General features: G+C 65.7%; 17 protein-coding genes. 10 read left to right on the top strand and 7 right to left on the bottom strand.

What is annotated here, in order from left to right; genetic code table 11:
• Nucleotides 1-308: 308 nt before the first annotated feature.
• Nucleotides 309-1,133, bottom strand: a complete 825-nt coding sequence (locus tag QZ497_RS10995; protein WP_295474297.1) for a TatD family hydrolase — start codon at nucleotides 1,131-1,133, stop codon at nucleotides 309-311.
• On the bottom strand, nucleotides 1,090-2,073 hold the full coding sequence (cra, locus tag QZ497_RS10990; protein WP_295474295.1) for a catabolite repressor/activator: 984 nt from the start codon (nucleotides 2,071-2,073) through the stop codon (nucleotides 1,090-1,092). Before cra ends, QZ497_RS10995 begins: the two co-directional genes overlap by 44 nt.
• Nucleotides 2,074-2,516: 443 nt before the next feature.
• On the opposite strand from cra, the gene ptsP reads away from it, so the two are divergent.
• From ptsP to QZ497_RS10965, 5 genes are all read left to right on the top strand, one after another.
• A complete protein-coding gene (gene ptsP, locus QZ497_RS10985; protein WP_295474292.1) occupies nucleotides 2,517-5,384 on the top strand; it encodes a phosphoenolpyruvate--protein phosphotransferase in 2,868 nt (955 codons plus the stop codon).
• Nucleotides 5,384-6,322 carry a 1-phosphofructokinase gene (gene pfkB / locus QZ497_RS10980; protein ID WP_295474289.1) on the top strand — a complete coding sequence of 313 codons (939 nt, stop codon included), beginning with the start codon at nucleotides 5,384-5,386 and terminating at the stop codon, nucleotides 6,320-6,322. Before ptsP ends, pfkB begins: the two co-directional genes overlap by 1 nt.
• 17 nt (nucleotides 6,323-6,339) lie before the next feature.
• Complete coding sequence (locus QZ497_RS10975; protein WP_295474286.1) at nucleotides 6,340-8,073, top strand: PTS fructose-like transporter subunit IIB; 1,734 nt, start codon at nucleotides 6,340-6,342, stop codon at nucleotides 8,071-8,073.
• Nucleotides 8,074-8,144: 71 nt separating this feature from the next.
• A complete protein-coding gene (locus tag QZ497_RS10970; protein WP_295474284.1) occupies nucleotides 8,145-9,701 on the top strand; it encodes an alkaline phosphatase D family protein in 1,557 nt (518 codons plus the stop codon).
• 335 nt (nucleotides 9,702-10,036) lie between these two features.
• A complete protein-coding gene (locus tag QZ497_RS10965; RefSeq protein WP_295474281.1) occupies nucleotides 10,037-10,978 on the top strand; it encodes an AEC family transporter in 942 nt (313 codons plus the stop codon).
• A gap of 73 nt (nucleotides 10,979-11,051) precedes the next feature.
• Here QZ497_RS10965 and QZ497_RS10960 read toward each other — a convergent pair whose 3' ends face one another.
• The 5 genes from QZ497_RS10960 to gatC all read right to left on the bottom strand — a co-directional run bounded on the left by QZ497_RS10960 (nucleotide 11,052) and on the right by gatC (nucleotide 15,824).
• Nucleotides 11,052-12,086 (bottom strand): calcium/sodium antiporter, encoded by a 1,035-nt coding sequence (locus tag QZ497_RS10960; protein WP_295474340.1) that lies wholly within the window; start codon nucleotides 12,084-12,086, stop codon nucleotides 11,052-11,054.
• 50 nt (nucleotides 12,087-12,136) lie between these two features.
• Nucleotides 12,137-12,505, bottom strand: coding sequence for a septal ring lytic transglycosylase RlpA family protein (locus tag QZ497_RS10955; RefSeq protein WP_295474278.1), 369 nt, complete (start codon nucleotides 12,503-12,505; stop codon nucleotides 12,137-12,139).
• Between the two features lie 106 nt (nucleotides 12,506-12,611).
• The gene (gene gatB, locus QZ497_RS10950; protein WP_295474276.1) at nucleotides 12,612-14,057 is read right to left on the bottom strand and encodes an Asp-tRNA(Asn)/Glu-tRNA(Gln) amidotransferase subunit GatB; all 1,446 of its coding nucleotides are present in this window, start codon (nucleotides 14,055-14,057) and stop codon (nucleotides 12,612-12,614) included.
• Between the two features lie 13 nt (nucleotides 14,058-14,070).
• Complete coding sequence (gene gatA / locus QZ497_RS10945) at nucleotides 14,071-15,522, bottom strand: Asp-tRNA(Asn)/Glu-tRNA(Gln) amidotransferase subunit GatA (protein ID WP_295474273.1); 1,452 nt, start codon at nucleotides 15,520-15,522, stop codon at nucleotides 14,071-14,073.
• A 14-nt stretch (nucleotides 15,523-15,536) separates the two neighbouring features.
• A complete protein-coding gene (gatC, locus tag QZ497_RS10940; protein WP_295474270.1) occupies nucleotides 15,537-15,824 on the bottom strand; it encodes an Asp-tRNA(Asn)/Glu-tRNA(Gln) amidotransferase subunit GatC in 288 nt (95 codons plus the stop codon).
• A 206-nt stretch (nucleotides 15,825-16,030) separates the two neighbouring features.
• On the opposite strand from gatC, the gene mreB reads away from it, so the two are divergent.
• The 5 genes from mreB to rng all read left to right on the top strand — a co-directional run bounded on the left by mreB (nucleotide 16,031) and on the right by rng (nucleotide 20,979).
• A complete protein-coding gene (gene mreB / locus QZ497_RS10935) occupies nucleotides 16,031-17,068 on the top strand; it encodes a rod shape-determining protein MreB (protein WP_295474267.1) in 1,038 nt (345 codons plus the stop codon).
• A 191-nt stretch (nucleotides 17,069-17,259) separates the two neighbouring features.
• Entirely contained in the window at nucleotides 17,260-18,387 is a 1,128-nt protein-coding gene (gene mreC / locus QZ497_RS10930) for a rod shape-determining protein MreC (protein ID WP_295474337.1), read from the top strand.
• Nucleotides 18,380-18,871 (top strand): rod shape-determining protein MreD, encoded by a 492-nt coding sequence (gene mreD, locus QZ497_RS10925; protein ID WP_295474263.1) that lies wholly within the window; start codon nucleotides 18,380-18,382, stop codon nucleotides 18,869-18,871. The genes mreC and mreD overlap by 8 nt, the downstream gene beginning before the upstream one ends.
• 54 nt (nucleotides 18,872-18,925) lie before the next feature.
• Nucleotides 18,926-19,525, top strand: coding sequence for a nucleoside triphosphate pyrophosphatase (locus tag QZ497_RS10920; protein ID WP_295474259.1), 600 nt, complete (start codon nucleotides 18,926-18,928; stop codon nucleotides 19,523-19,525).
• On the top strand, nucleotides 19,522-20,979 hold the full coding sequence (gene rng, locus QZ497_RS10915) for a ribonuclease G (RefSeq protein ID WP_295474256.1): 1,458 nt from the start codon (nucleotides 19,522-19,524) through the stop codon (nucleotides 20,977-20,979). The genes QZ497_RS10920 and rng overlap by 4 nt, the downstream gene beginning before the upstream one ends.
• The last annotated feature ends 5 nt before the right edge of the window (nucleotides 20,980-20,984 follow it).

Here is a 20,984-nt window from a genome sequence, read left to right as displayed (position 1 = left end):
GACCGTGCGTAAACCGTCTGTGCCTTGCAGGTAGGCTTTGACGGCGGTGAGCCTGAATGGCTCTGTGTACTTACTCATAACACCCCCCAAGGGTTGGATTAATCTCCAACTTCTTGGGGGCAGTTCAGGCTGTGGGAGCGAGCTTGCTCGCGAAAGCGCCAGGAAATTCACTGCATCTGTTGCGAACATGCGGTCGCTTCGCGGCTGAAGCCGCTCCTACCCGGCCCAACTGACCCGTATTGGCTCCAGGCGCTGTACCAGAAATTCCTGCGCATCGCTGATGCTTGGTTGATGAACGCTTTACCACGCTAGTTCCAGCCGAATACCTCTCGGGCATTGCGGGTCGTGGCTTCGGCCAGTTGTTCGGCCTCGATGCCCATCAGCTCCGCCAGTGACTGGCAGATGGCAGGCAGATGTTCCGGGCTGTTGCGCTGGCCCGGATACATCGCCGGTGCCATGTCCGGCGCGTCGGTTTCCAGCACGATACTGTCCAGCGGCAGTTGCGGCAGCACCCGGTGCATGCGCAGCGCCTGCGGCCAAGTCGCTGCGCCGCCCAGCCCCAGGCGATAACCCTGTTTGATGTACTCACGCGCCTGTTCCAGGCTGCCGGCGAAGGCATGCACGATGCCGGCGCGTTCGAGCCGGTGGCGCTTGAGCGTGGCGATCACCTCGGCATGGCTGCGGCGTACGTGCAGCAGCACCGGCAGGTCGAAATCCGCCGCCAGGCCCAGTTGCGCCTCGAAGACCTGCTGCTGGACCGCGCGGTCCAGCTCTGGCATGTAGTAGTCCAGGCCGATTTCCCCTACCGCACAGAGTTGTGCATGGCCCTTGAGGCGGGTCAGCCAGTCGCCGAGTTCCTGAACATGCTCAGGGCGATGTTCGGCCAGGTACACCGGGTGCAGGCCGAAGGCAGCCTGCAGCGCCGGGTTGGCCTGGCACAGCGTCCAGAGGCGTTGCCAATTGCGCTGGTAGACCCCCAGCACCACCATGCGCTGCACCCCCAGCGCCTGGCTGTGGCGCAGCACTTCGGCGCGATCGGCCTCGAAGTCGGGAAAGTCCAGGTGTGTGTGGGTGTCGATCAGGGTCACGTCAGGCCTCGACGATACGCTGTTTGAAGGTCCGCGCGATGGCATGTACGCCAGGCTGATACTGGTCCTTCTCGATGGCGGCCAGTGCCAGCTCCAGGGCTTTGTCGGCGATCAGCTGATGCTGCTGGGCCATGGCGTTGACCGGCAGGGGCAGGAAGTCCAGCAGTTGCGTGTCACCGAAGGTGCCCAGGCGCAGGTTGTCCTGTCTTTCCAAGGCGTCGAACACCCCCTGCAACAGTACGTAGGAGGTGGTGATCAGCGCGTCGGGCAAGCCGCCCAGGCGCTGCGCCAGCTCTTGCATCAGCCGCTCACCGCAGGCGCGGCTGAACGCCTCGCCCTGCTCGATGATGACCTCGCCCGCGAAGCCCTTCAGGGCCTGGCGAAAGCCTTCGGCCCGCGCGCGGCTGACGCTCAGTTCCGGGCGTGCGCCGAGCAGGGCGATGTGTCGGGGGCGGGTGGCCAGCAGGCTGCCGGTAAGCTGGCGGCTGGCCTGCTGATCGTCGCTGACCACCGAGCAGAACAGCCCTGGGTCCATTTCCCGGTCGATGGCGATGACCGGCAGGCCTTGGGCCTGCAACTGGCGGTAGCTGTCATCGCTGGCTGGCAGGCAACTGGCGACCAGCAGCGCGTCGCAGCGCCGGGCGCGGAACAGCTGCAGCAATTGTTGCTCGCTGAGCGGGTCATCGTCGGAGCTGGCAATCAGCAACTGGTAGCCGCGCGCGCGCGCGCCTTGCTCCAGAAGCTTGGCGATGCGCGCATAGCTGGGGTTTTCCAGGTCGGGCAGGATGAACCCCAGGGTGCGGCTGTGACGGCTGCGCAGCCCGGCGGCCTGGGGGTTGGGACGGAAGTCGTGCTGCTCGACCACCGCGCGGACGCGTTCCACGGTGGCGGGGCTGATGCGCTGCTGCTCGGCCTTGCCGTTGATCACATAGCTGGCAGTAGTCACGGAAACACCGGCCAGGCGTGCGATATCACTGAGTTTCACCGAAGGTTCCTTTGTTGTGGTTGCCTCATGGCCATCGGGCCTGTTCAGGATCTTTCATCCTTCACGAGCCGGGCAGACACTGGCGATCTAACCTCATTGGACCCGTGGGATTGTGTCCCATGTGCCGGGATCTATACAGCAGACCATTGGCGATGGCGAACGGTCGAAGTATTTGCACCCCCAACGACCATTCGGAGCACTCGGGCTTCAACCGGCGGCCAGAATCGAGTAACGTGCCGTTTGATTTTAGATTAAACGTTTCAGCAGGCAAGTTTTGCGCTGATATCGTGGCAAGGATGCTGTCAGATCGATAGCGAAGGTCGCCGCGATGGTTTTGCAACAAAAGCCGCAAGCGAAGTTCAGGCAAGGCACAACCTAGCCGCTGTTCGTCCAGAACCTAGAACAAGAATCACGTGGCGCGCCGTCGCCCACAGGAGTCACGCATGCTCGAACTCTCTCTTGAGCAGATTTCCATGGCCCAGGTGGCTGCGGACAAATCCACCGCTCTTGAACTGATCGCCAATCACCTGGTGGCTGACGGCCTGGTCGCCCCGGGTTATCTCAAGGGGCTGCAAGACCGTGAGCAGCAAGGTTCGACCTTCCTCGGTCAAGGCATCGCCATTCCCCACGGTACCCCGCAGACCCGCGACCAGGTGCATACCACCGGCGTACGCCTGATGCAGTTTCCCGACGGTGTGGACTGGGGTGACGGGCAGATCGTCTACCTGGCGATCGGCATCGCGGCCAAGTCCGACGAACACCTGCGCCTGCTGCAATTATTGACCCGCGCCCTGGGCGAGGATGATCTGGGACCGGCATTGCGGACGGCCGGCACGCCGGAAGACCTGCTCAAGCTGCTGCAGGGCGCGCCCCAGGAGCTGGCCCTGGATGCGCAGATGATCAGCCTCGGCCTGTCGGTGGAGGATTTCGAAGAACTGGTGTGGCGCGGTGCGCGCCTGCTGCGTAAGGCCGACTGTGTGGATAACGGCTTCGCTGCCGTGCTGCAGCAGGTCGAGGCGCTGTCGCTGGGTGACGGCCTGTGGTGGCTGCACAGCGAACAGACCGTCAAGCGTCCCGGCCTGGCCTTCGTCACCCCGGACAAGCCCCTGCGCTACCTGGGCCAGCCGGTGACCGGGCTGTTCTGCCTGGCCAGCCTGGGCGAAGCTCACCAGGCGCTGCTGGAGCGCCTGTGCGCCCTGCTCATCGAAGGCCGCGGCCAGGAGCTGGGCCAGGCGACCAACAGCCGTGTGGTGCTGCAGGCCCTGGGCGGCGAAGTGCCTGCCGAGTGGCCCGGTGCGCAGATCGTGCTGGCCAACGCCCACGGTTTGCATGCCCGTCCGGCGAAGATCCTTGCGCAATTGGCCAAGGGCTTCGAGGGGGAAATTCGCGTTCGGGTGATGGAAAGCAACGACAGCGCCGTGTCGGCCAAAAGCCTCAGCAAGCTGCTGAGCATGGGCGCGCGGCGTGGCCAGACCCTGGAATTCGTCGCCGAGCCAGGCATCGCCGCCGACGCGCTGCCGGCGCTGCTGGCCGCGGTGCAAGAGGGCCTCGGCGAAGAGGTCGAGCCGGTCAGTGCCATGCCAGCGCCGGCACCGGTCGAAGCTGCGCAGGCGGCTCCACGCGCGGTGCCGGCCCCGCAGGCCGGTGCGGTACTCAGCGCCGTGGCGGCCTCGCCGGGTATCGCCATGGGGCCGGCGCATGTGCAGCTGACCCCGGTGTTCGACTACCCGGCACAGGGCGAATCACCAGCCGCCGAGCGTCAGCGCCTGCAAGACGCCCTGGCCTTCGTGCGTGGCGAGATCGAACAGCTCATCAGCCGCAGCCAGGCCAAGGCGATTGGTGAAATCTTCGTCACCCACCAGGAAATGCTCGATGACCCGGAACTGACCGATGACGTGATGCGTCGCCTGGACAGCGGCGTCAGTGCGGCATCGGCCTGGAACGAGGTCATCGAGTCGGCGGCATTGCGCCAGGAAGCCCTCAACGACCCATTGCTGGCCGAGCGTGCTGCCGACCTGCGCGATGTCGGTCGCCGGGTGCTGGCTCATCTGTGCGGCGTGCAGCAGGCTGCCGAGCCAGACCAGCCTTATGTACTGGTGATGGACGAAGTCGGTCCGTCGGATGTGGCGCGCCTCGATCCGCAGCGGGTCGCCGGTATTCTTACCGCGCGTGGCGGTGCCACCGCGCACAGCGCCATCGTCGCCCGCGCCTTGGGCATCACCGCACTGGTGGGCGCTGGCGAACAGGTACTGCGCATTGCCTCGGGCACGCCGCTGTTGCTCGACGCCCAGCGCGGTCGCCTGACCGTTGCTCCGGACGACAGCACCTTGCAACGCGCCATTGCCGAACGCGATGCCCGTGCCCAGCGTCTGGAGGCGGCTGCCGCCGCGCGCCTGGAACCGGCCGTGACCCGTGACGGTCATCGCGTGGAGGTCTGCGCCAACATCGGTGACAGCACCGGCACCCCGGCGGCCGTGGCGCAAGGCGCGGAAGGCATCGGCCTGCTGCGTACCGAATTGCTGTTCATGGCCCACAACCAGGCCCCGGACGAAGCCACCCAGGAAGCCGAGTACCGCCGCGTGCTCGACGACCTGCAGGGCCGGCCACTGGTGGTGCGGACCCTGGACGTCGGCGGCGACAAACCGCTGCCGTACTGGCCCATCGACAAGGAAGAGAACCCGTTTCTCGGCGTGCGCGGCATCCGCCTGACCCTGCAACGCCCCGAAATCATGGAGGCCCAGCTGCGAGCCTTGCTGCGGGCCGCTGGTGATCGCCCGTTGCGCATCATGTTCCCGATGGTCGGCCGCGTCGAAGAGTGGCGTCAGGCGCGGGACATGGTCGAGCGCCTGCGCGGCGAGATCCCGGTCAGTGACCTGCAGCTGGGCATCATGGTCGAGGTGCCCTCGGCGGCGCTGCTGGCGCCGGTGCTGGCCCAGGAGGTGGATTTCTTCAGCGTCGGCACCAACGACCTAACCCAGTACGCCCTGGCCATCGACCGTGGCCACCCGACGCTGTCGGCCCAGGCCGATGGCCTGCATCCGGCGGTGCTGCAATTGATCGACATGACCGTCAAGGCGGCTCATGCCCACGGCAAATGGGTGGGGGTGTGCGGTGAGCTGGCTGCCGACCCGCTGGCGGTGCCGGTGTTGGTCGGCCTGGGTGTGGACGAACTGAGCGTCGCGGCCCGCAGCATCCCCGAAGTGAAGGCCTGCGTACGTGAGTTGAGCCAGGAGGGGGCACGCGCCTTGGCGCGGGATGCCTTGATGGCGGCTGGCGCCGCTGAAGTTCGTGCACTCGTGGAGGCTCGCTGATGGCCAATATCCTGACCCTCACGCTCAACCCGGCACTGGACCTCACCGTACAGCTGGCGCAGCTGCGCGTGGGTGAAGTCAACCGGGGCGAAGCCATGCTCACCCACGCCGCGGGCAAGGGCCTCAATGTGGCTCAGGTGCTCGCCGACCTCGGTCATGCGGTGACCGTCTCCGGTTTCCTGGGCCTGGACAATCCCCAGGCCTTCGATGCGCTGATCGCCCGGCGCGGTTTCGTCGACGAGTTCGTGCGGGTGCCGGGAGAAACCCGCAGCAACCTCAAGCTGGCCGAGAGTGCCGGGCGCATCACCGACATCAATGGTCCGGGGCTGGTGGTCGGCGAAGCGGAACAGCAGGCGCTGTTCAGCCGCCTGGAGCGCATCGCCGCCGGCTTCGATGCCGTGGTGGTGGCCGGTAGCCTGCCGCGTGGGATCGACCCGCAATGGCTCAAGCGCCTGCTGGGCATGCTCGGCAAGCAGGGGGTCAAGGTCGCCCTGGATACCAGTGGCCCGGCGTTGGCGGCCGGCCTGGAGGCCGGCCCCTGGCTGGTCAAGCCCAACACCGAAGAACTCGGCGATGTGCTTGGCGAGGCGGTCGAGTCGCTGGTACAGCAAGGTGATGCCGCCCGGCGTCTGCAGGCCCAGGGTGTCGAACATGTGGTGATTTCCCAGGGCGCCGACGGTGTTTGCTGGTTCCGTGGCCACTCCGCGCTGCAGGCCCTGCCGCCCAAGGTGCAGGTAGCCAGTACCGTGGGGGCCGGCGATTCGCTGCTGGCCGGCATGCTGCATGGTCTGCTGCGTGGCGACGAGCCGCGTGAAGCCCTGCGTACCGCGACGGCCATCGCGGCGATGGCGGTGACCCAGATCGGTTTCGGTATCACCGATGCGCAGCAACTCGAACGACTGGCGGACGGCGTGACCGTGCGCAGCCTGAGCGAATAACAAGAGAGGGGTTGGTAATGAAAGTAGCCATAGTAACGGCGTGCCCCAACGGCAAGGTCAGCAGCGTGCTCAGTGCCCGCCTGCTGGAGGCGGCGGCGCAGCGCCTGGGCTGGTCGACCTGCGTGGAAGTGGTCGACCCGAACAAGCCGGGTGGTCGCCTTTCGGCCCAGGATATCGAGCAGGCCGAGCTGGTCGTCGCGGTGTTCAGCGGCGCGCTGGACCTCGACCGCTTCGCTGGCAAGCGCCTGTACCAGGGCTCGCCGGCCCAAGCCTTGCAGGATGTCGATGCGTTCCTCACCCGAGCCGCCGAGCAGGCGCAGTCCTGGGAAGTGTCGGCCAGCCCGGCGAGCGTCGGCCAGGGTGCAGCGCGTATCGTGGCAATCACCGCCTGCCCCACCGGGGTGGCGCATACCTTCATGGCCGCCGAGGCGCTGCAGCAGTCCGCCAAGCGCCTGGGCCACGAGCTGCAGGTGGAAACCCAAGGCTCGGTAGGCGCCCGCACACCGCTGAGTGCCCAGGCCATCCAGGACGCCGATGTGGTGCTGCTGGCCACGGATATCGAAGTGGCCACCGAGCGCTTCGCCGGTAAACGCATCTACCGTTGCGGCACCGGCATCGCCCTCAAGCAGCCCGACGCGACCCTGGCCAAGGCCCTGGCCGAGGGCAAGGTGGAAAGCACGGCCAGCACCGGCCAGGCGTCGTCGGCCAAGTCCGAAAGCACCGGGGTCTACAAGCATCTGCTCACTGGCGTTTCGTTCATGTTGCCGATGGTCGTGGCGGGCGGCCTGCTGATCGCCTTGTCGTTCGTCTTCGGCATCGAGGCGTTCAAGGAGAAGGGCACCCTGGCGGCGGCGCTGATGCAGATCGGCGGCGAGGCTGCGTTCAAACTCATGGTGCCGCTGCTGGCCGGTTACATCGCCTGGTCGATCGCCGACCGCCCTGGCCTGGCGCCGGGCATGATCGGCGGCCTGCTGGCCAGCACCTTGGGGGCCGGCTTCATCGGCGGCATCGTCGCCGGCTTCCTGGCCGGCTACAGCGCCTTGCTGATCAACCGCTACGCGCGCCTGCCGGCCAGTGTCGAGGCGCTCAAGCCGATCCTCATCATTCCGTTGCTGGCCAGCCTGTTCACCGGCCTGATGATGATCTACGTGGTCGGCCAGCCAGTGGCCAGCCTGCTTGGCGCCTTGACCCAGTTCCTGGAGAGCATGGGCACCGCCAACGCCATTCTGCTCGGTGTGGTGCTCGGCGCGATGATGTGCGTCGACCTTGGCGGGCCGATCAACAAGGCGTCCTATGCGTTCTCGGTGGGCCTGCTGGCCTCGCAGAGCTACGCGCCAATGGCTGCGGTGATGGCCGCCGGCATGGTGCCGCCGATCGGCATGGGCATCGCCAGCGTGCTGGCGCGGCGCAAGTTCGCCCAAAGCGAGCGCGAGGCCGGCAAGGCCTCCTTCGTGCTGGGGCTGTGCTTCATTTCCGAAGGCGCGATTCCCTTCGCCGCCAAGGACCCGTTGCGGGTGATTCCGGCCAGCATCGCGGGCGGGGCGCTCACCGGTGCGTTGTCGATGTACTTCGGCTGCAAGCTGATGGCGCCGCACGGCGGGCTGTTCGTGTTGCTGATCCCCAACGCCATCAACCATGCGCTGCTGTACCTGCTGGCCATCGTCGCCGGCAGCCTGGTCACCGGTGTGTTGTATGCGGCGCTCAAGCGCCCCGAGGCGATGGAGCTGGCCGTGGCGCCGCAGGCGAACTGAAACCCGGCTGTCACGTCCCGCCAACATTGCCCTGTTAGGTTGCCTCTTTGCCCGTTTGCGAGGAGGTAACCATGGGGACTTTCGAACTCAAGCGCCGCCAGGTCATTCAGGCCGCCGGCGCCGGACTGATCCTGCCAGGCCTGGCACCGGCGGTAATCGCTTCGCCCCAGGCGCGGCCGAAGATCACCGACGGTGTGCAGTCCGGCGACCTGCAGGGTGACCGGGCGATCGTCTGGAGCCGCTGCGACCGCCCGGCGCGCATGGTGGTGGAATGGGACACCCGCAGCCTGTTCAGCCAGCCGCGCAAGGCGGTGTCGCCGGTGGTCGATGCGCGCAGCGATTTCACTGCCCGCGTCGAACTCAGTGGTCTGCCCGCCGACCAGGCGATCTTCTACCGGGTGTTCTTCGAGGACGCGCAATCGGGCCTGGCCAGCGAGCCGTGGTTCGGCCACTTGCGCAGCATGCCGCAGCAGCGCCGCGACATTCGCTTCGTGTGGAGCGGCGACACGGTGGGGCAGGGCTTCGGCATCAACCCGGACATCGGCGGCATGCGCATCTATGAAGCCATGCGCCTGCGCCTGCCGGACTTCTTCATCCACAGCGGCGACACCATCTATGCCGACGGCCCGGTGCCCGCGCAGCTGACCACCGAGGACGGGCGTATCTGGCGCAACCTCACCACCGAGGCGAAGAGCAAGGTGGCCGAGACCCTCGATGAATACCGTGGCAATTACCGCTACAACCTCATGGACGACAACCTGCGGTTGTTCAATGCCCAGGTGCCGCAGATCTGGCAGTGGGACGACCATGAGGTGACCAACAACTGGTCGTCCAGCAAGCAGCTCGACGACCGCTACAAGGTACGCGACATCCAGCTGCTGGCCGCGCGTGGCCGCCAAGCCTTTCTGGAATACGCACCGATGCGCCTGCAGGCCGCCGATGGCGGAGGGCGGGTGTATCGCAAGATTCCCTACGGGCCGATGCTGGATGTCTTCGTACTCGACATGCGCAGCTATCGGGGCGGCAACGACGCCAACCTGTCGGACAAGCCGGGTCCGGACACGGCGTTTCTTGGTCGTGAGCAGCTCGACTGGCTCAAGCGCGAACTCAAGGCTTCCCAGGCGCAGTGGAAGGTCATTGCCGCCGACATGCCCATCGGCCTGGGCGTGCCCGACGGCGAGGTCAGCCCTGGGGTGCCGCGCTGGGAAGCCATCGCCAACGGCAACGATGGCCCGGCCCTGGGACGTGAGATGGAAATCGCCGAGCTGCTGGCCTTCCTGCGCGCCGAGCAGGTCCGCGACTACCTATGGCTGACCGCCGACGTGCACTACTGCGCGGCCCACCATTACCAGCCGGAGCGTGCGCACTTCCAGGATTTCGAGCCGTTCTGGGAATTCGTGGCCGGGCCGCTCAATGCCGGCAGCTTCGGGCCGAACAAGCTGGACATGACCTTCGGTCCGGAGCTGGTGTTCCAGAAGGCCCCGCCGGCGCAGAACACCTCGCCGTTCGCGGGCTTCCAGTTCTTCGGTGAAGTCAACATCGAAGGGCAGAGCGGCGAACTGACCGTCACCCTGCGCGACCTGGATGGCGTGGCGGTGTACGAACGCAAGCTGCAGCCTTCGGTATGACCCTCTGCTGGGGCCGACCAGAGCACCCGGTGGGAGTGGCTTTAGCCGCAATACTGGTCAGTTAGGCCGTGGGAGCGAGCTTGCTCGCGAAGGCGGCGTCACGTTCACAACAGATGCAGCGACTTTGCCAGCTTTTCGCGAGCAAGCTCGCTCCCACTAAAGCCATATACCGGCTAACTGACCAGTATTGAGATTCACTGCATCTGTTGTGAACAGGCGGTCGCTTCGCGGCTGAAGCCGCTCTAACCGAACAGTATTGGGGTAAAACCCTGTCACATCGGATGTCGTACTTGGCTATCATGGGCGACTTCACGAGGTGACAGGGTTACACGGGCATGCTGGCGATCTTTCTGGAAACACTCAACGTCACCGCGCCGGTCTTCGCCATGCTGTTCATGGGCGTGTTCCTCAAGCGCATCGGGGCGATCAACGACGGCTTCATCGTCACCGCCTCGTCGCTGGTGTTCAACGTCACCATGCCGGCGCTGCTGTTCATGGGCATCGTGCATGCCGACCTGTCCACCGCCCTGCAGCCCGACCTGCTGATCTTCTTCACCGTCGCCACCCTGAGCAGCTTCGCCCTGTTGTGGGGCTGGGCGATCTGGCGCATTCCCTTCGAAGACCGTGGCGTGTACGTGCAAGGGGCGTTTCGCGGCAACAACGGTGTAGTGGGCCTGGCGCTGGCGGCCAGCATGTACGGCAGCCATGGCATCTCGGTGGGGGCGATCCTCGCGGCCATGGTGATCCTCTACTACAACGCGCTGTCGACCATGATCCTGGCGGTGTACAGCCCGGTGATCAAATCCGACCCCTGGAGCGTGATCAAGAGCGTGTTCTCCAACCCGCTGATCATCAGCGTCATCGTCGCTTCGCCGTTCGCCTACTACGGCGTGCGCATGCCCACCTGGTTCGAAACCTCGGCCAACTACCTGGCGCAGATGACCCTGCCACTGGCGTTGATCTGCATCGGCGGCACCCTGTCGCTGGCGTCGTTGCGTCAGAGCGGGCAGATGGCCATCGGCGCGAGCCTGATGAAGATGGTCTGGCTGCCGCTGATCTGCACCTTCGCCGCCTGGGCCTGCGGTTTCCGCGGCGCAGAGCTGGGGATCCTGTTCCTGTACTTCGCCAGCCCCACCGCAGCCTCCAGCTACATCATGGCCCGTTCGGCCAACGGTAACTACGAACTGGCGGCAGCGATCATCGTGCTGACCACCCTGGCGGCGGCGATAACCACCAATATCGGTATCTTCCTGCTGCAGTGGGGCGGCTGGATCTAGATGCCGGTAGGCGCGGCTTCAGCCGCGCACAGCTTGCCGGCTGAAGCCGGTCCCGGCCGATCAGCCAGCAGGTCTAGCGATACTGGCGCCACCAGGCGCGCAGCATGCCCAGCAGCACGAGGATCGCCAGGGGCGGCAGGATGAAGCGCAGCACCCAGCCTTCCAGGCGCTCAGCCAGCAGCATGCCCGTGCTGAAGCCGATGATGTCCAGCCCGTACGCGGCATACAGCGCCAGCAACAGCAGGGCCTTGAACCGGGTGATGCGGTAGCCGGAGTGGAACAGTGGCAGGCACAGCACGGCGACGCCGAGCATGATCGGCAGGTCGAACACCTGCGAATTGGGCGAGATCGACAGTGCCTGTGGCGCCAACAGGGTGGTCAGGCCCAGCACGCCGAGCAGGTTGAGCAGGCTGCTGCCGATCACGTTGCCCACGGCGATGTCGCGTTCGCCGCGCAGCGCGGCAATTACCGAAGTGAACAGCGCTGGCATGGACGTGGCCACGGCCATCAGCGTCAGGCCCATGATGCGCTCCGACAGGCCCAGATGAATGGCGATGACCACCGTGGCATCCACCAGCAGATGCCCACCGCTGAACAGCGCCAGCAGCCCGGCGGCCAGCGTTGCCAGGCTGCGCAGCGTCGACGGGCGCTGGTCGTCGCGGTAATGCCCGTGCCGGGCGCTTTGGCTGGCCTGGCGCAGTACCACGGCCAGGCAGGCAGCCAGGCCCATGAGCAGGGCGATGCCGTCCAGCCGGTCGAGTTCGCCGTTGCGCGACAGCAGGAACACCAGCAGGCAGGCGCCGATCAGCAGCGGGATGTCCACGCGCACCACCTGCAGGGGTACGCGCAGCGGAATGATCAGCGCACAGAACCCGAGGGTGACCAGCACATTGAAGATATGGCTGCCGACCACGCTGCCCACGGCGATGTCCGGGCTGTTGCCGAGTGCGGCCTGAAGGCCCACCGCCAGTTGTGGCGCACTGCTGCCCAGTGCCACCACCGTGAGGCCGATGATCAGCGGGCGCACGCGCAGCAGCGCCGCCAGGCCCACGGCGGCGCGCACTGACAGCACCGAGCCGAGCAACAGCAGGAGCAGACCACTGGCCAGTTGTAGCAGGGGCGGGCCGGGCAGGTTTGCGAACAGGATGGCCAGGTTCCTCAGTCCAGGGCCTGCACGCGGACCTTGGCGGTTCCGGCGCGCAGCATGCCCAGTTGTTCGGCGGCGGCCCGCGACACGTCGATCAGTCGGCCGCGGGTGTGCGGGCCACGGTCGTTGATACGCAGTATCACGCTACGGTCGTTGTCGAGGTTGGTGACCTTGACCTGGGTGCCGAACGGCAACTGCCGGTGGGCAGCGGTCAGGGCGTTCTGGTTGAACGGTTCGCCGCTGGCGGTGCGCTTGCCGTGATGGCGGGCGCCGTAGTACGAAGCCATGCCGGTTTCGTCATAGCCATGCGGGTCGATATCGTGGCTGGCGCAACCGGCCAGCAGGGTGAGCAGGGTACAGGCAGTAAGCAGTCGGCGCATGAGCGGTCCTTCCCGGTTGACGCCTGGGGTGACCTGCGGGGCGGTTCAGCCGCGAGAGGTCATGTATCGACCTTCACGGCGCAAACCGCCCCCACAGGGGCGGCGATCAGCCTTCGAGTTTGGCCTTGAGCAGTTCGTTCACCTGCTGCGGGTTGGCCTTGCCTTTGGAGGCTTTCATCGCCTGGCCGACGAAGAAACCGAACATCTTGCCGCGCTTGGCCTCGTCGGCAGCGCGGTACTGTTCGACCTGCTCGGCGTTGGCGGCCAGGACTTCGTCGAGCATCGCCTCGATGGCGCCGCTGTCGGTAACCTGCTTGAGGCCGCGCTTGTCGATGATCTCGTCGGCGCTGCCTTCACCGTTGGCCATGGCTTCGAAGACCATCTTGGCGATCTTGCCGGAGATGGTGTTGTCGCGGATGCGCAGCAGCATGCCGCCCAGTTGCTCGGCGCTGACCGGCGACTCGTCGATTTCCAGGCCCAGCTTGTTGAGCAGGCTGCCCAGCTCGACCATCACCCAGTTGGCGGCCAGCTTGGCGTCGCCGCTGAGGCTCACCACCTGCTCGAAGTAGTCGGCCTGTTCACGGCTGCTGGCCAGCACGGTGGCGTCGTAGGTCGACAGGCCGAACTGGCTCTGGAAGCGCTCGCGCTTCTGCTGTGGCAGCTCGGGCAGGGTCGCGCGGGTCTGCTCGATGAACGCGTCCTCGATGACCACCGGCAGCAGGTCGGGGTCGGGGAAGTAACGGTAGTCGTTGGCTTCCTCCTTGCTGCGCATGGCGCGGGTCTCGTCCTTGTTCGGGTCGTACAGGCGGGTCTGCTGGACGACCTTGCCGCCGTCTTCGATCAGGTCGATCTGGCGCTGGATCTCGCTGTTGATGGCCTTCTCGATGAAGCGGAACGAGTTGACGTTCTTGATCTCGCAGCGCGTGCCGAACTCGGCCTGGCCCTTCGGCCGGACCGAGACGTTGCAGTCGCAGCGCAGCGAGCCTTCGGCCATGTTGCCGTCGCAGATGCCCAGGTAGCGCACCAGGGCATGGATGGCGCGTACATAGGCCACGGCTTCCTTGGCACTGCGCATGTCCGGCTCGGAGACGATCTCCAGCAGGGGCGTACCGGCGCGGTTCAGGTCGATGCCGCTCATGCCGCTGAAGTCTTCGTGCAGGCTCTTGCCGGCGTCTTCTTCCAGGTGCGCGCGGGTGATGCCGATACGCTTGACGGTGCCGTCTTCCAGGGTGATGTCCAGGTGGCCCTTGCCGACCACCGGCAGGTCCATCTGGCTGATCTGGTAGCCCTTGGGCAGGTCGGGGTAGAAGTAGTTCTTGCGGGCGAACACGTTGTGCCGGCCGATCTCGGCGTTGACCGCCAGGCCGAACTTCACCGCCATGCGCACGGCTTCTTTATTGAGCACCGGCAGCACGCCCGGCATGCCCAGGTCGACCAGGCTGGCCTGGGTGTTGGCCTCCGAGCCGAAGGTGGTGGCGCTGCCGGAGAAAATCTTCGATTGGGTCAAAAGCTGGGTGTGGATCTCCAGCCCGATGACGACTTCCCATTGCATGTGTGTTCTCTCCTCAGAAGCCTTCAGGGGTGCGCTTATGCCAGTCAGTGACCATCTGGTACTGGTGGGCCACGTTCAGCAGGCGGCCTTCCTTGAAGTACGGGGCGAGCAACTGCACGCCGACGGGCAGGCCGTCGACGAAGCCAGCCGGCATCGACAGCCCTGGCAGGCCGGCGAGGTTGGCGGTGATGGTGTAGACGTCTTCCAGGTAGGCGGCGACCGGGTCGCTGCTCTTGGTGCCGAGCTTCCAGGCCGGGTTCGGCGTGGTCGGACCGAGGATCACGTCGACCTCGGCGAAGGCGTTCATGAAGTCGTTCTTGATCAGGCGGCGGATTTTCTGCGCCTTGAGGTAGTAGGCGTCATAGTAGCCGGCCGACAGCGCGTAGGCGCCGACCATGATGCGCCGTTGCACCTCGGCACCGAAGCCCTCGCCACGCGAACGCTTGTACAGGTCGGTGAGGTCCTTGGGCTCTTCGCAGCGGTAGCCGAAGCGCACGCCGTCAAAACGCGACAGGTTGGACGAAGCCTCTGCCGGAGCGATGACGTAGTAGGCCGGAATGCCATGCTGCAGGTTGGGCAGGCTGATTTCCTTGACCACGGCGCCGAGCTTTTCCAGTTCCTTGATGCTGTCCTGCACCAGCTGGGCGATGCGCGGGTCGAGGCCGGCGCCGAAGTATTCCTTCGGCAGGCCGATGCGCAGGCCCTTGAGCGAGTCATTGAGGCTGGTGCTGTAGTCCGGCACCGGTTCGTCGATGCTGGTGGAGTCTTGCGGGTCGAAACCGGCCATGCCTTGCAGCAGCAGCGCGCAGTCTTCGGCAGTGCGCGCCAGCGGGCCGCCCTGGTCGAGGCTCGACGCGTAGGCAATCATGCCCCAGCGCGACACGCGCCCGTAGGTGGGCTTGAGGCCGGTGAGGTTGGTCAACGCCGCCGGCTGGCGGATCGAACCGCCGGTGTCGGTGCCGGTGGCGGCCGGCAGCAGGCGTGCAGCGACGGCAGCGGCGGAACCGCCGGACGAGCCGCCCGGAACGTGTTCCAGGTTCCAGGGGTTCTTCACTGCACCATAGTGGCTGGACTCGTTGGCCGACCCCATGGCGAATTCGTCCATGTTGGTCTTGCCCAGGGTCACGGCACCGGCGGCGGCCAGCCGGGCCACTACGGTGGCGTCATAGGGGGCCTTGAAGTTGTCGAGCATGCGCGAGGCGCAGCTGGTGCGGATGCCCTTGGTGCAGAACAGGTCCTTGTGGGCCACGGGGGCGCCGAGCAGGGCGCCGTTCTCGCCGGCGGCGCGGCGGGCGTCGGCGGCCTGGGCTTGGGTGATGGCCAGGTCTTCTGTGACGGTGATGAAGCTGTTGAGCTGCGGGTCGAGGCGCTTGATGCGCTCGAGCAGGTTGCGGGTCAGCTCTTCAGAGGAGAATTGCTTGTCGGCGAGTCCGCGGGCGATCTCGGCCAGAGTCATTTGATGCATGCAGGCGCTTTCCCTTACTCGATGACTTTCGGAACCAGATACAGGCCCTGTTCGACCGCCGGAGCGATGGCCTGGTATTCGTCACGGTGATTCTGCTCGGTCACGGCGTCTTCGCGCAGGCGTTGCGCGGCTTCCAGCGGATGAGCCAGCGGCTCGATACCGGTGGTGTCGACCGCTTGCATCTGGTCGACCAGGCCGAGAATGCTGTTCAGTGCTTCGGTGGTACGTGGCAGATCGGCTTCATTCAGGCCCAGGCGGGCCAGGTGAGCGATCTTTTCCACGTCGCTGCGTTCGAGCGCCATGGGGAATCTCCATATGCAGGGCGACGGATTGGATCCGTGGACGGATAGCGGAACACAACGGCAGTTTGTCGGTCTGAAACCGCAAACGCGCAGGGTCGTGCTTGGAAAACCGCCAATTTAACATATTGGCTCCTTGCCCAAAATCCCTGTCGTTGTTAGAGTTTGCCGCACTTTTTTACCCACGCGTTCCCTAGGGTCCCCTTCCCATGTTCAAGAAACTGCGTGGCATGTTTTCCAGTGATCTTTCCATCGACCTGGGCACTGCCAACACCCTTATTTACGTGCGTGAGCGCGGTATTGTCCTGAATGAACCCTCGGTCGTCGCCATCCGTACCCACGGTAACCAGAAGAGCGTCGTGGCCGTAGGCACCGAGGCCAAGCGCATGCTGGGCCGTACCCCAGGCAATATCGCCGCCATCCGCCCCATGAAGGACGGTGTCATCGCCGACTTCAGCGTCTGCGAAAAGATGCTGCAGTACTTCATCAACAAGGTTCACGAGAACAGCTTCCTGCAGCCCAGCCCACGCGTGCTGATCTGCGTGCCATGCAAATCGACCCAGGTCGAGCGTCGTGCCATCCGCGAATCGGCGCTGGGCGCCGGTGCCCGCGAAGTGTTCCTCATCGAAGAGCCCATGGCTGCCGCCATCGGTGCCGGCCTGCCGGTCGAAGAGGCCCGTGGCTCGATGGTCGTCGACATCGGCGGCGGCACCACCGAGATCGCGCTGATCTCCCTCAACGGCGTGGTGTATGCCGAGTCCGTACGCGTCGGCGGTGACCGTTTCGACGAAGCCATCGTGACCTACGTGCGCCGCAACTACGGCAGCCTGATCGGCGAATCCACCGCCGAGCGCATCAAGCAGGAAATCGGCACCGCCTTCCCGGGCGGCGAAGTCCGTGAAGTCGACGTCCGTGGCCGCAACCTGGCCGAAGGCGTGCCACGGGCCTTCACCCTCAATTCCAACGAAGTGCTCGAAGCCCTGCAGGAGTCCCTGGCGACCATCGTGCAGGCGGTCAAGAGCGCCCTGGAACAGTCGCCGCCCGAGCTGGCCTCGGACATCGCCGAGCGTGGCCTGGTGCTGACCGGTGGTGGCGCGCTGCTGCGTGACCTCGACAAGCTGCTGGCCCAGGAAACCGGCCTGCCGGTGATCGTCGCCGAAGACCCGCTGACCTGTGTGGCGCGCGGCGGTGGCCGTGCGCTGGAGATGATGGACAAGCATGCCATGGACCTGCTTTCCAGCGAGTGATCCTTCGCAGGCGCTCGCCGGCGGTTCTTCGTCTACAGGCAGCCTTCGCGCTGCCTGTACGCGTCGGCCTTCGTTCGGCCCGGACGCCCGACGCGCCTTTCATCTGCCCAGGCTTTACGTGCTCATGACCCACTGCCAAGCAAGGCCCCATCCTTCGAGCGAATGCCCGAAAGGAGCGGCCCATTAAACCGCTGTTCACCAAAGGCCCTTCGCTGGGCGTGCGCCTGCTCGTGCTGGCGGTGCTCTCGGTTGCCCTGATGGTCGTGGACGCCCGTTTCACCCTGCTCAAGCCAGTGCGCAGCCAGATGTCGCTGGTGCTGATGCAGGCCTACTGGGTCGTCGATCTGCCGCAGCGCCTGTTCCAGGGCGTCGCTACCCAGTTCGGCAGTCGTACCGAGCTGCTCGCCGAAAACGAAAAACTCAAGACCGAAGCCCTGCTGCTGCAGGGGCGCCTGCAGAAGCTGGCGGCGCTGACCGAGCAGAACGTGCGGCTGCGCGAGTTGCTCAATTCCTCGGCCCTGGTCAATGAAAAGGTCGAAGTCGCCGAACTGATCGGCACTGACCCCAACCCCTTTACCCACCGGATCATCATCAACAAGGGCGAGCGTGATGGCGTGTTTCTCGGCCAGCCGGTGCTCGACGCTCGCGGGCTGATGGGCCAGGTGGTCGAACTGATGCCTTACACCGCGCGGGTGCTGTTGCTCACCGACACCACCCACAGCATTCCGGTGCAGGTCAACCGCAACGGCCTGCGCGCCATCGCCAGCGGCACCGGCAACCCGGAGCGCCTGGAACTGCGCCACGTCGCTGATACCGCCGACATCAAGGAAGGCGACCTGCTGGTCAGCTCCGGCCTCGGCCAGCGCTTCCCGGCCGGTTACCCGGTGGCGACGGTCAAGGAAGTCATCCACGATTCGGGCCAGCCGTTCGCCATCGTGCGCGCGGTGCCTACGGCGGCGCTGAACCGCAGCCGTTACCTGCTGCTGGTATTCTCCGACGGGCGTTCGCCCGAGGAGCGTGCCGCCGAGGCCGCCCAGGCCCAGGAAAGCGCCGAGCGTCACGCCGCCGAGACGGCTGCCCAGCCAGCGGCACCGGCGGCCTATGCGCCGGTGCTGTCGAACATCCCTGGTGCCTTGCTGCCGTTCTACCCGAGCAACCTGCCGGTGACGCGCCCGGCGACCACGCCTGCACCTGCGACCCAGCCGGCCGCCCGTGGCAACCCGGCCCCGGCTGCGAACGGCAGTCGCCCGGCGTCCAGGCCGGCTTCATCCACACCGGCCCGAGCGCCGTCCAGCTCCCGGGAGCCTACCGATGGTTAGTCATGTCTCCGGACGCAACGGTTGGGTGGTCTGGCTGACCTTTGCCATCGGCCTGCTGCTCAGCGTCATGCCGCTGCCGCAGTTCATGGAAATCTTCCGCCCCATGTGGCTGGCCCTGCTGCTGACCTTCTGGACCCTGGCCCTGCCGCAGAAGGTGGGGATGACCACCGCCTGGCTGCTGGGCCTGATGGAGGACGTGCTGTACGGCACCTTGTTGGGCCAGAATGCGCTGATCCTCACCCTGATCACTTGCCTGATAATGGCTTTGCAGCCGCGCCTGCGGATCTTCCCGGTGTGGCAGCAGTGCCTGGTGCTGCTGGTGGTCTACGGGGTGGCGCAATTGGTGCAGCTGTGGCTCAGTGCTCTGACCGGTAACCGTCAGCCCACCCTGGCGCTGGTGTTGCCGGCGCTGGTCAGTGCCCTGTTGTGGCCGTGGATCAGCTACGGCCTGCGCGGTCTGCGCAAGCGCCTGAAAATCAATTGAGCGGCGCTTCTGCCCCAGCTTCTGCGGGAGCGTCGCTGACACGGAGACGTCCCCATGCCTTCGCTCTACCTGGCTTCCGGTTCCCCGCGGCGACGTGAACTGCTCACCCAGATCGGCGTACCGTTCAGCGTTCTGAGCGCCGAGATCGACGAAACCCCGCTGCCCGACGAAGAACCGGCCGCCTATGTCGAGCGCCTGGCCTGCGCCAAGGCGCGTGCCGGCCAGGCACTGTTGGGTGAGGATGGTGGCTGCGTGATGGGCGCCGACACCGCCGTGGTGCTCGACGGGCGCATCCTTGGCAAGCCTGTGGACCGCCAGGACGCCCTGGATACCCTGGCGGCGCTTTCCGGGCGTGAGCATCAGGTGCTCACCGCAGTCGCCCTGGTCGACGGCCCGCGCTGCGTCAGCCGGGTGGTCACCAGCCGCGTGCGCTTTCGTCCGATCAGCAGCGTCGAGGCACACGCCTACTGGCGCAGCGGCGAACCCCGCGACAAGGCCGGCAGCTACGCCATCCAGGGGCTGGCGGCGATTTTCGTCGAGGCACTGCACGGCAGCTATTCGGCGGTCGTGGGCCTGCCACTGTGCGAAACCGCAGACCTGCTGGGCCATTTCGGCATACCCTGTTGGCAAGGCCTGGAAGGTGAGCAGCCATGAGTGAAGAAATCCTGATCAACATCACGCCGATGGAATCCCGTGTGGCGGTGGTTGAGAACGGCGTGTTGCAAGAGGTTCACGTCGAGCGAACGCAGCGTCGCGGCATCGTCGGCAATATCTATAAAGGCAAGGTGGTGCGGGTGCTGCCCGGCATGCAGGCGGCCTTCATCGATATCGGCCTGGACCGTGCGGCGTTCATCCATGCTTCGGAAATTTCCCTGCGCGAAGGCTCGGCGGTAGAGCCGATCAGCTCGCTGGTGCACGAGGGCCAGAGCCTGGTGGTGCAGGTCACCAAGGACCCCATCGGCAGCAAGGGCGCGCGCCTGACCACCCAGTTGTCCATCCCCTCGCGTTACCTGGTGTACATGCCGCGTACTGCCCATGTGGGCATCTCGTTGAAGATCGAGGACGAGGCCGAGCGCGAGCGGCTCAAGAAGGTGGTCAGCGACTGCGTCGAGCAGGAGGGCATCACCGAGACCGGCGGCTTCATCCTGCGTACCGCCGCCGAGGGCGCCGGGGCCGACGAGATCCTCATGGACATCCGCTACCTGCGTCGGCTCTGGGACCAGATCGGCGAGCAGATCAAGACCATCAGCCCGCCCAGCGTCATCTACGAAGACCTCGGCCTGGCCCTGCGCACGCTGCGTGACCTGGTCAGCCCGCGCATCGAGAAGATCCGCATCGACTCCCGAGAGACCTTCCAGAAGACCGGGCAGTTCGTCACCGAACTGATGCCCGAAATCGCCGATCGTCTGGAGCATTACCCTGGCGAGCGGCCGATCTTCGACCTCTACGGCGTGGAGGACGAAATCCAGAAGGCCCTCGAGCGCAAGGTGCCGCTCAAGTCCGGCGGCTACCTGGTGGTCGACCCGGCCGAGGCGATGACCACCATCGACGTGAACACCGGCGCGTTCGTCGGCCACCGCAACCTCGAAGAGACCATCTTCAAGACCAACCTGGAAGCCGCCACGGCCATCGCCCGGCAACTGCGCCTGCGCAACCTGGGCGGGATCATCATCATCGACTTCATCGACATGGAAGATGTCGAGCACCAGCGCCAGGTGCTGCGCACCCTGGAAAAGCAGCTCGAACGCGACCATGCCAAGACCAACATCATCGGCATCACCGAGCTGGGCCTGGTGCAGATGACCCGCAAGCGCACCCGCGAAAGCCTCGAACAGATTCTTTGCGAGCCCTGCCATTGCTGCCATGGACGCGGCAAGCTGAAGACCCCGGAGACCATCTGCTACGAGATCTTCCGCGAGATTCTCCGCGAAGCCCGCGCCTACCAGGCGGTGGGGTATCGGGTGCTGGCCAACCAGCGAGTGGTCGATCGTCTGCTCGACGAGGAGTCGGGCAACGTGGCCGAGCTGGAGGCGTTCATCGGCCGCACCATCCGTTTTCAGGTCGAATCGATGTATTCCCAGGAACAATATGACGTTGTACTGCTCTAGTAGGA

Origin of the sequence: uncultured Pseudomonas sp., from assembly GCF_913777995.1 — a bacterium.
GTDB lineage: Bacteria > Pseudomonadota > Gammaproteobacteria > Pseudomonadales > Pseudomonadaceae > Aquipseudomonas.
Note: the sequence above shows the minus strand (reverse complement) of the source record. Positions and strands in the feature narration are given on the sequence as shown.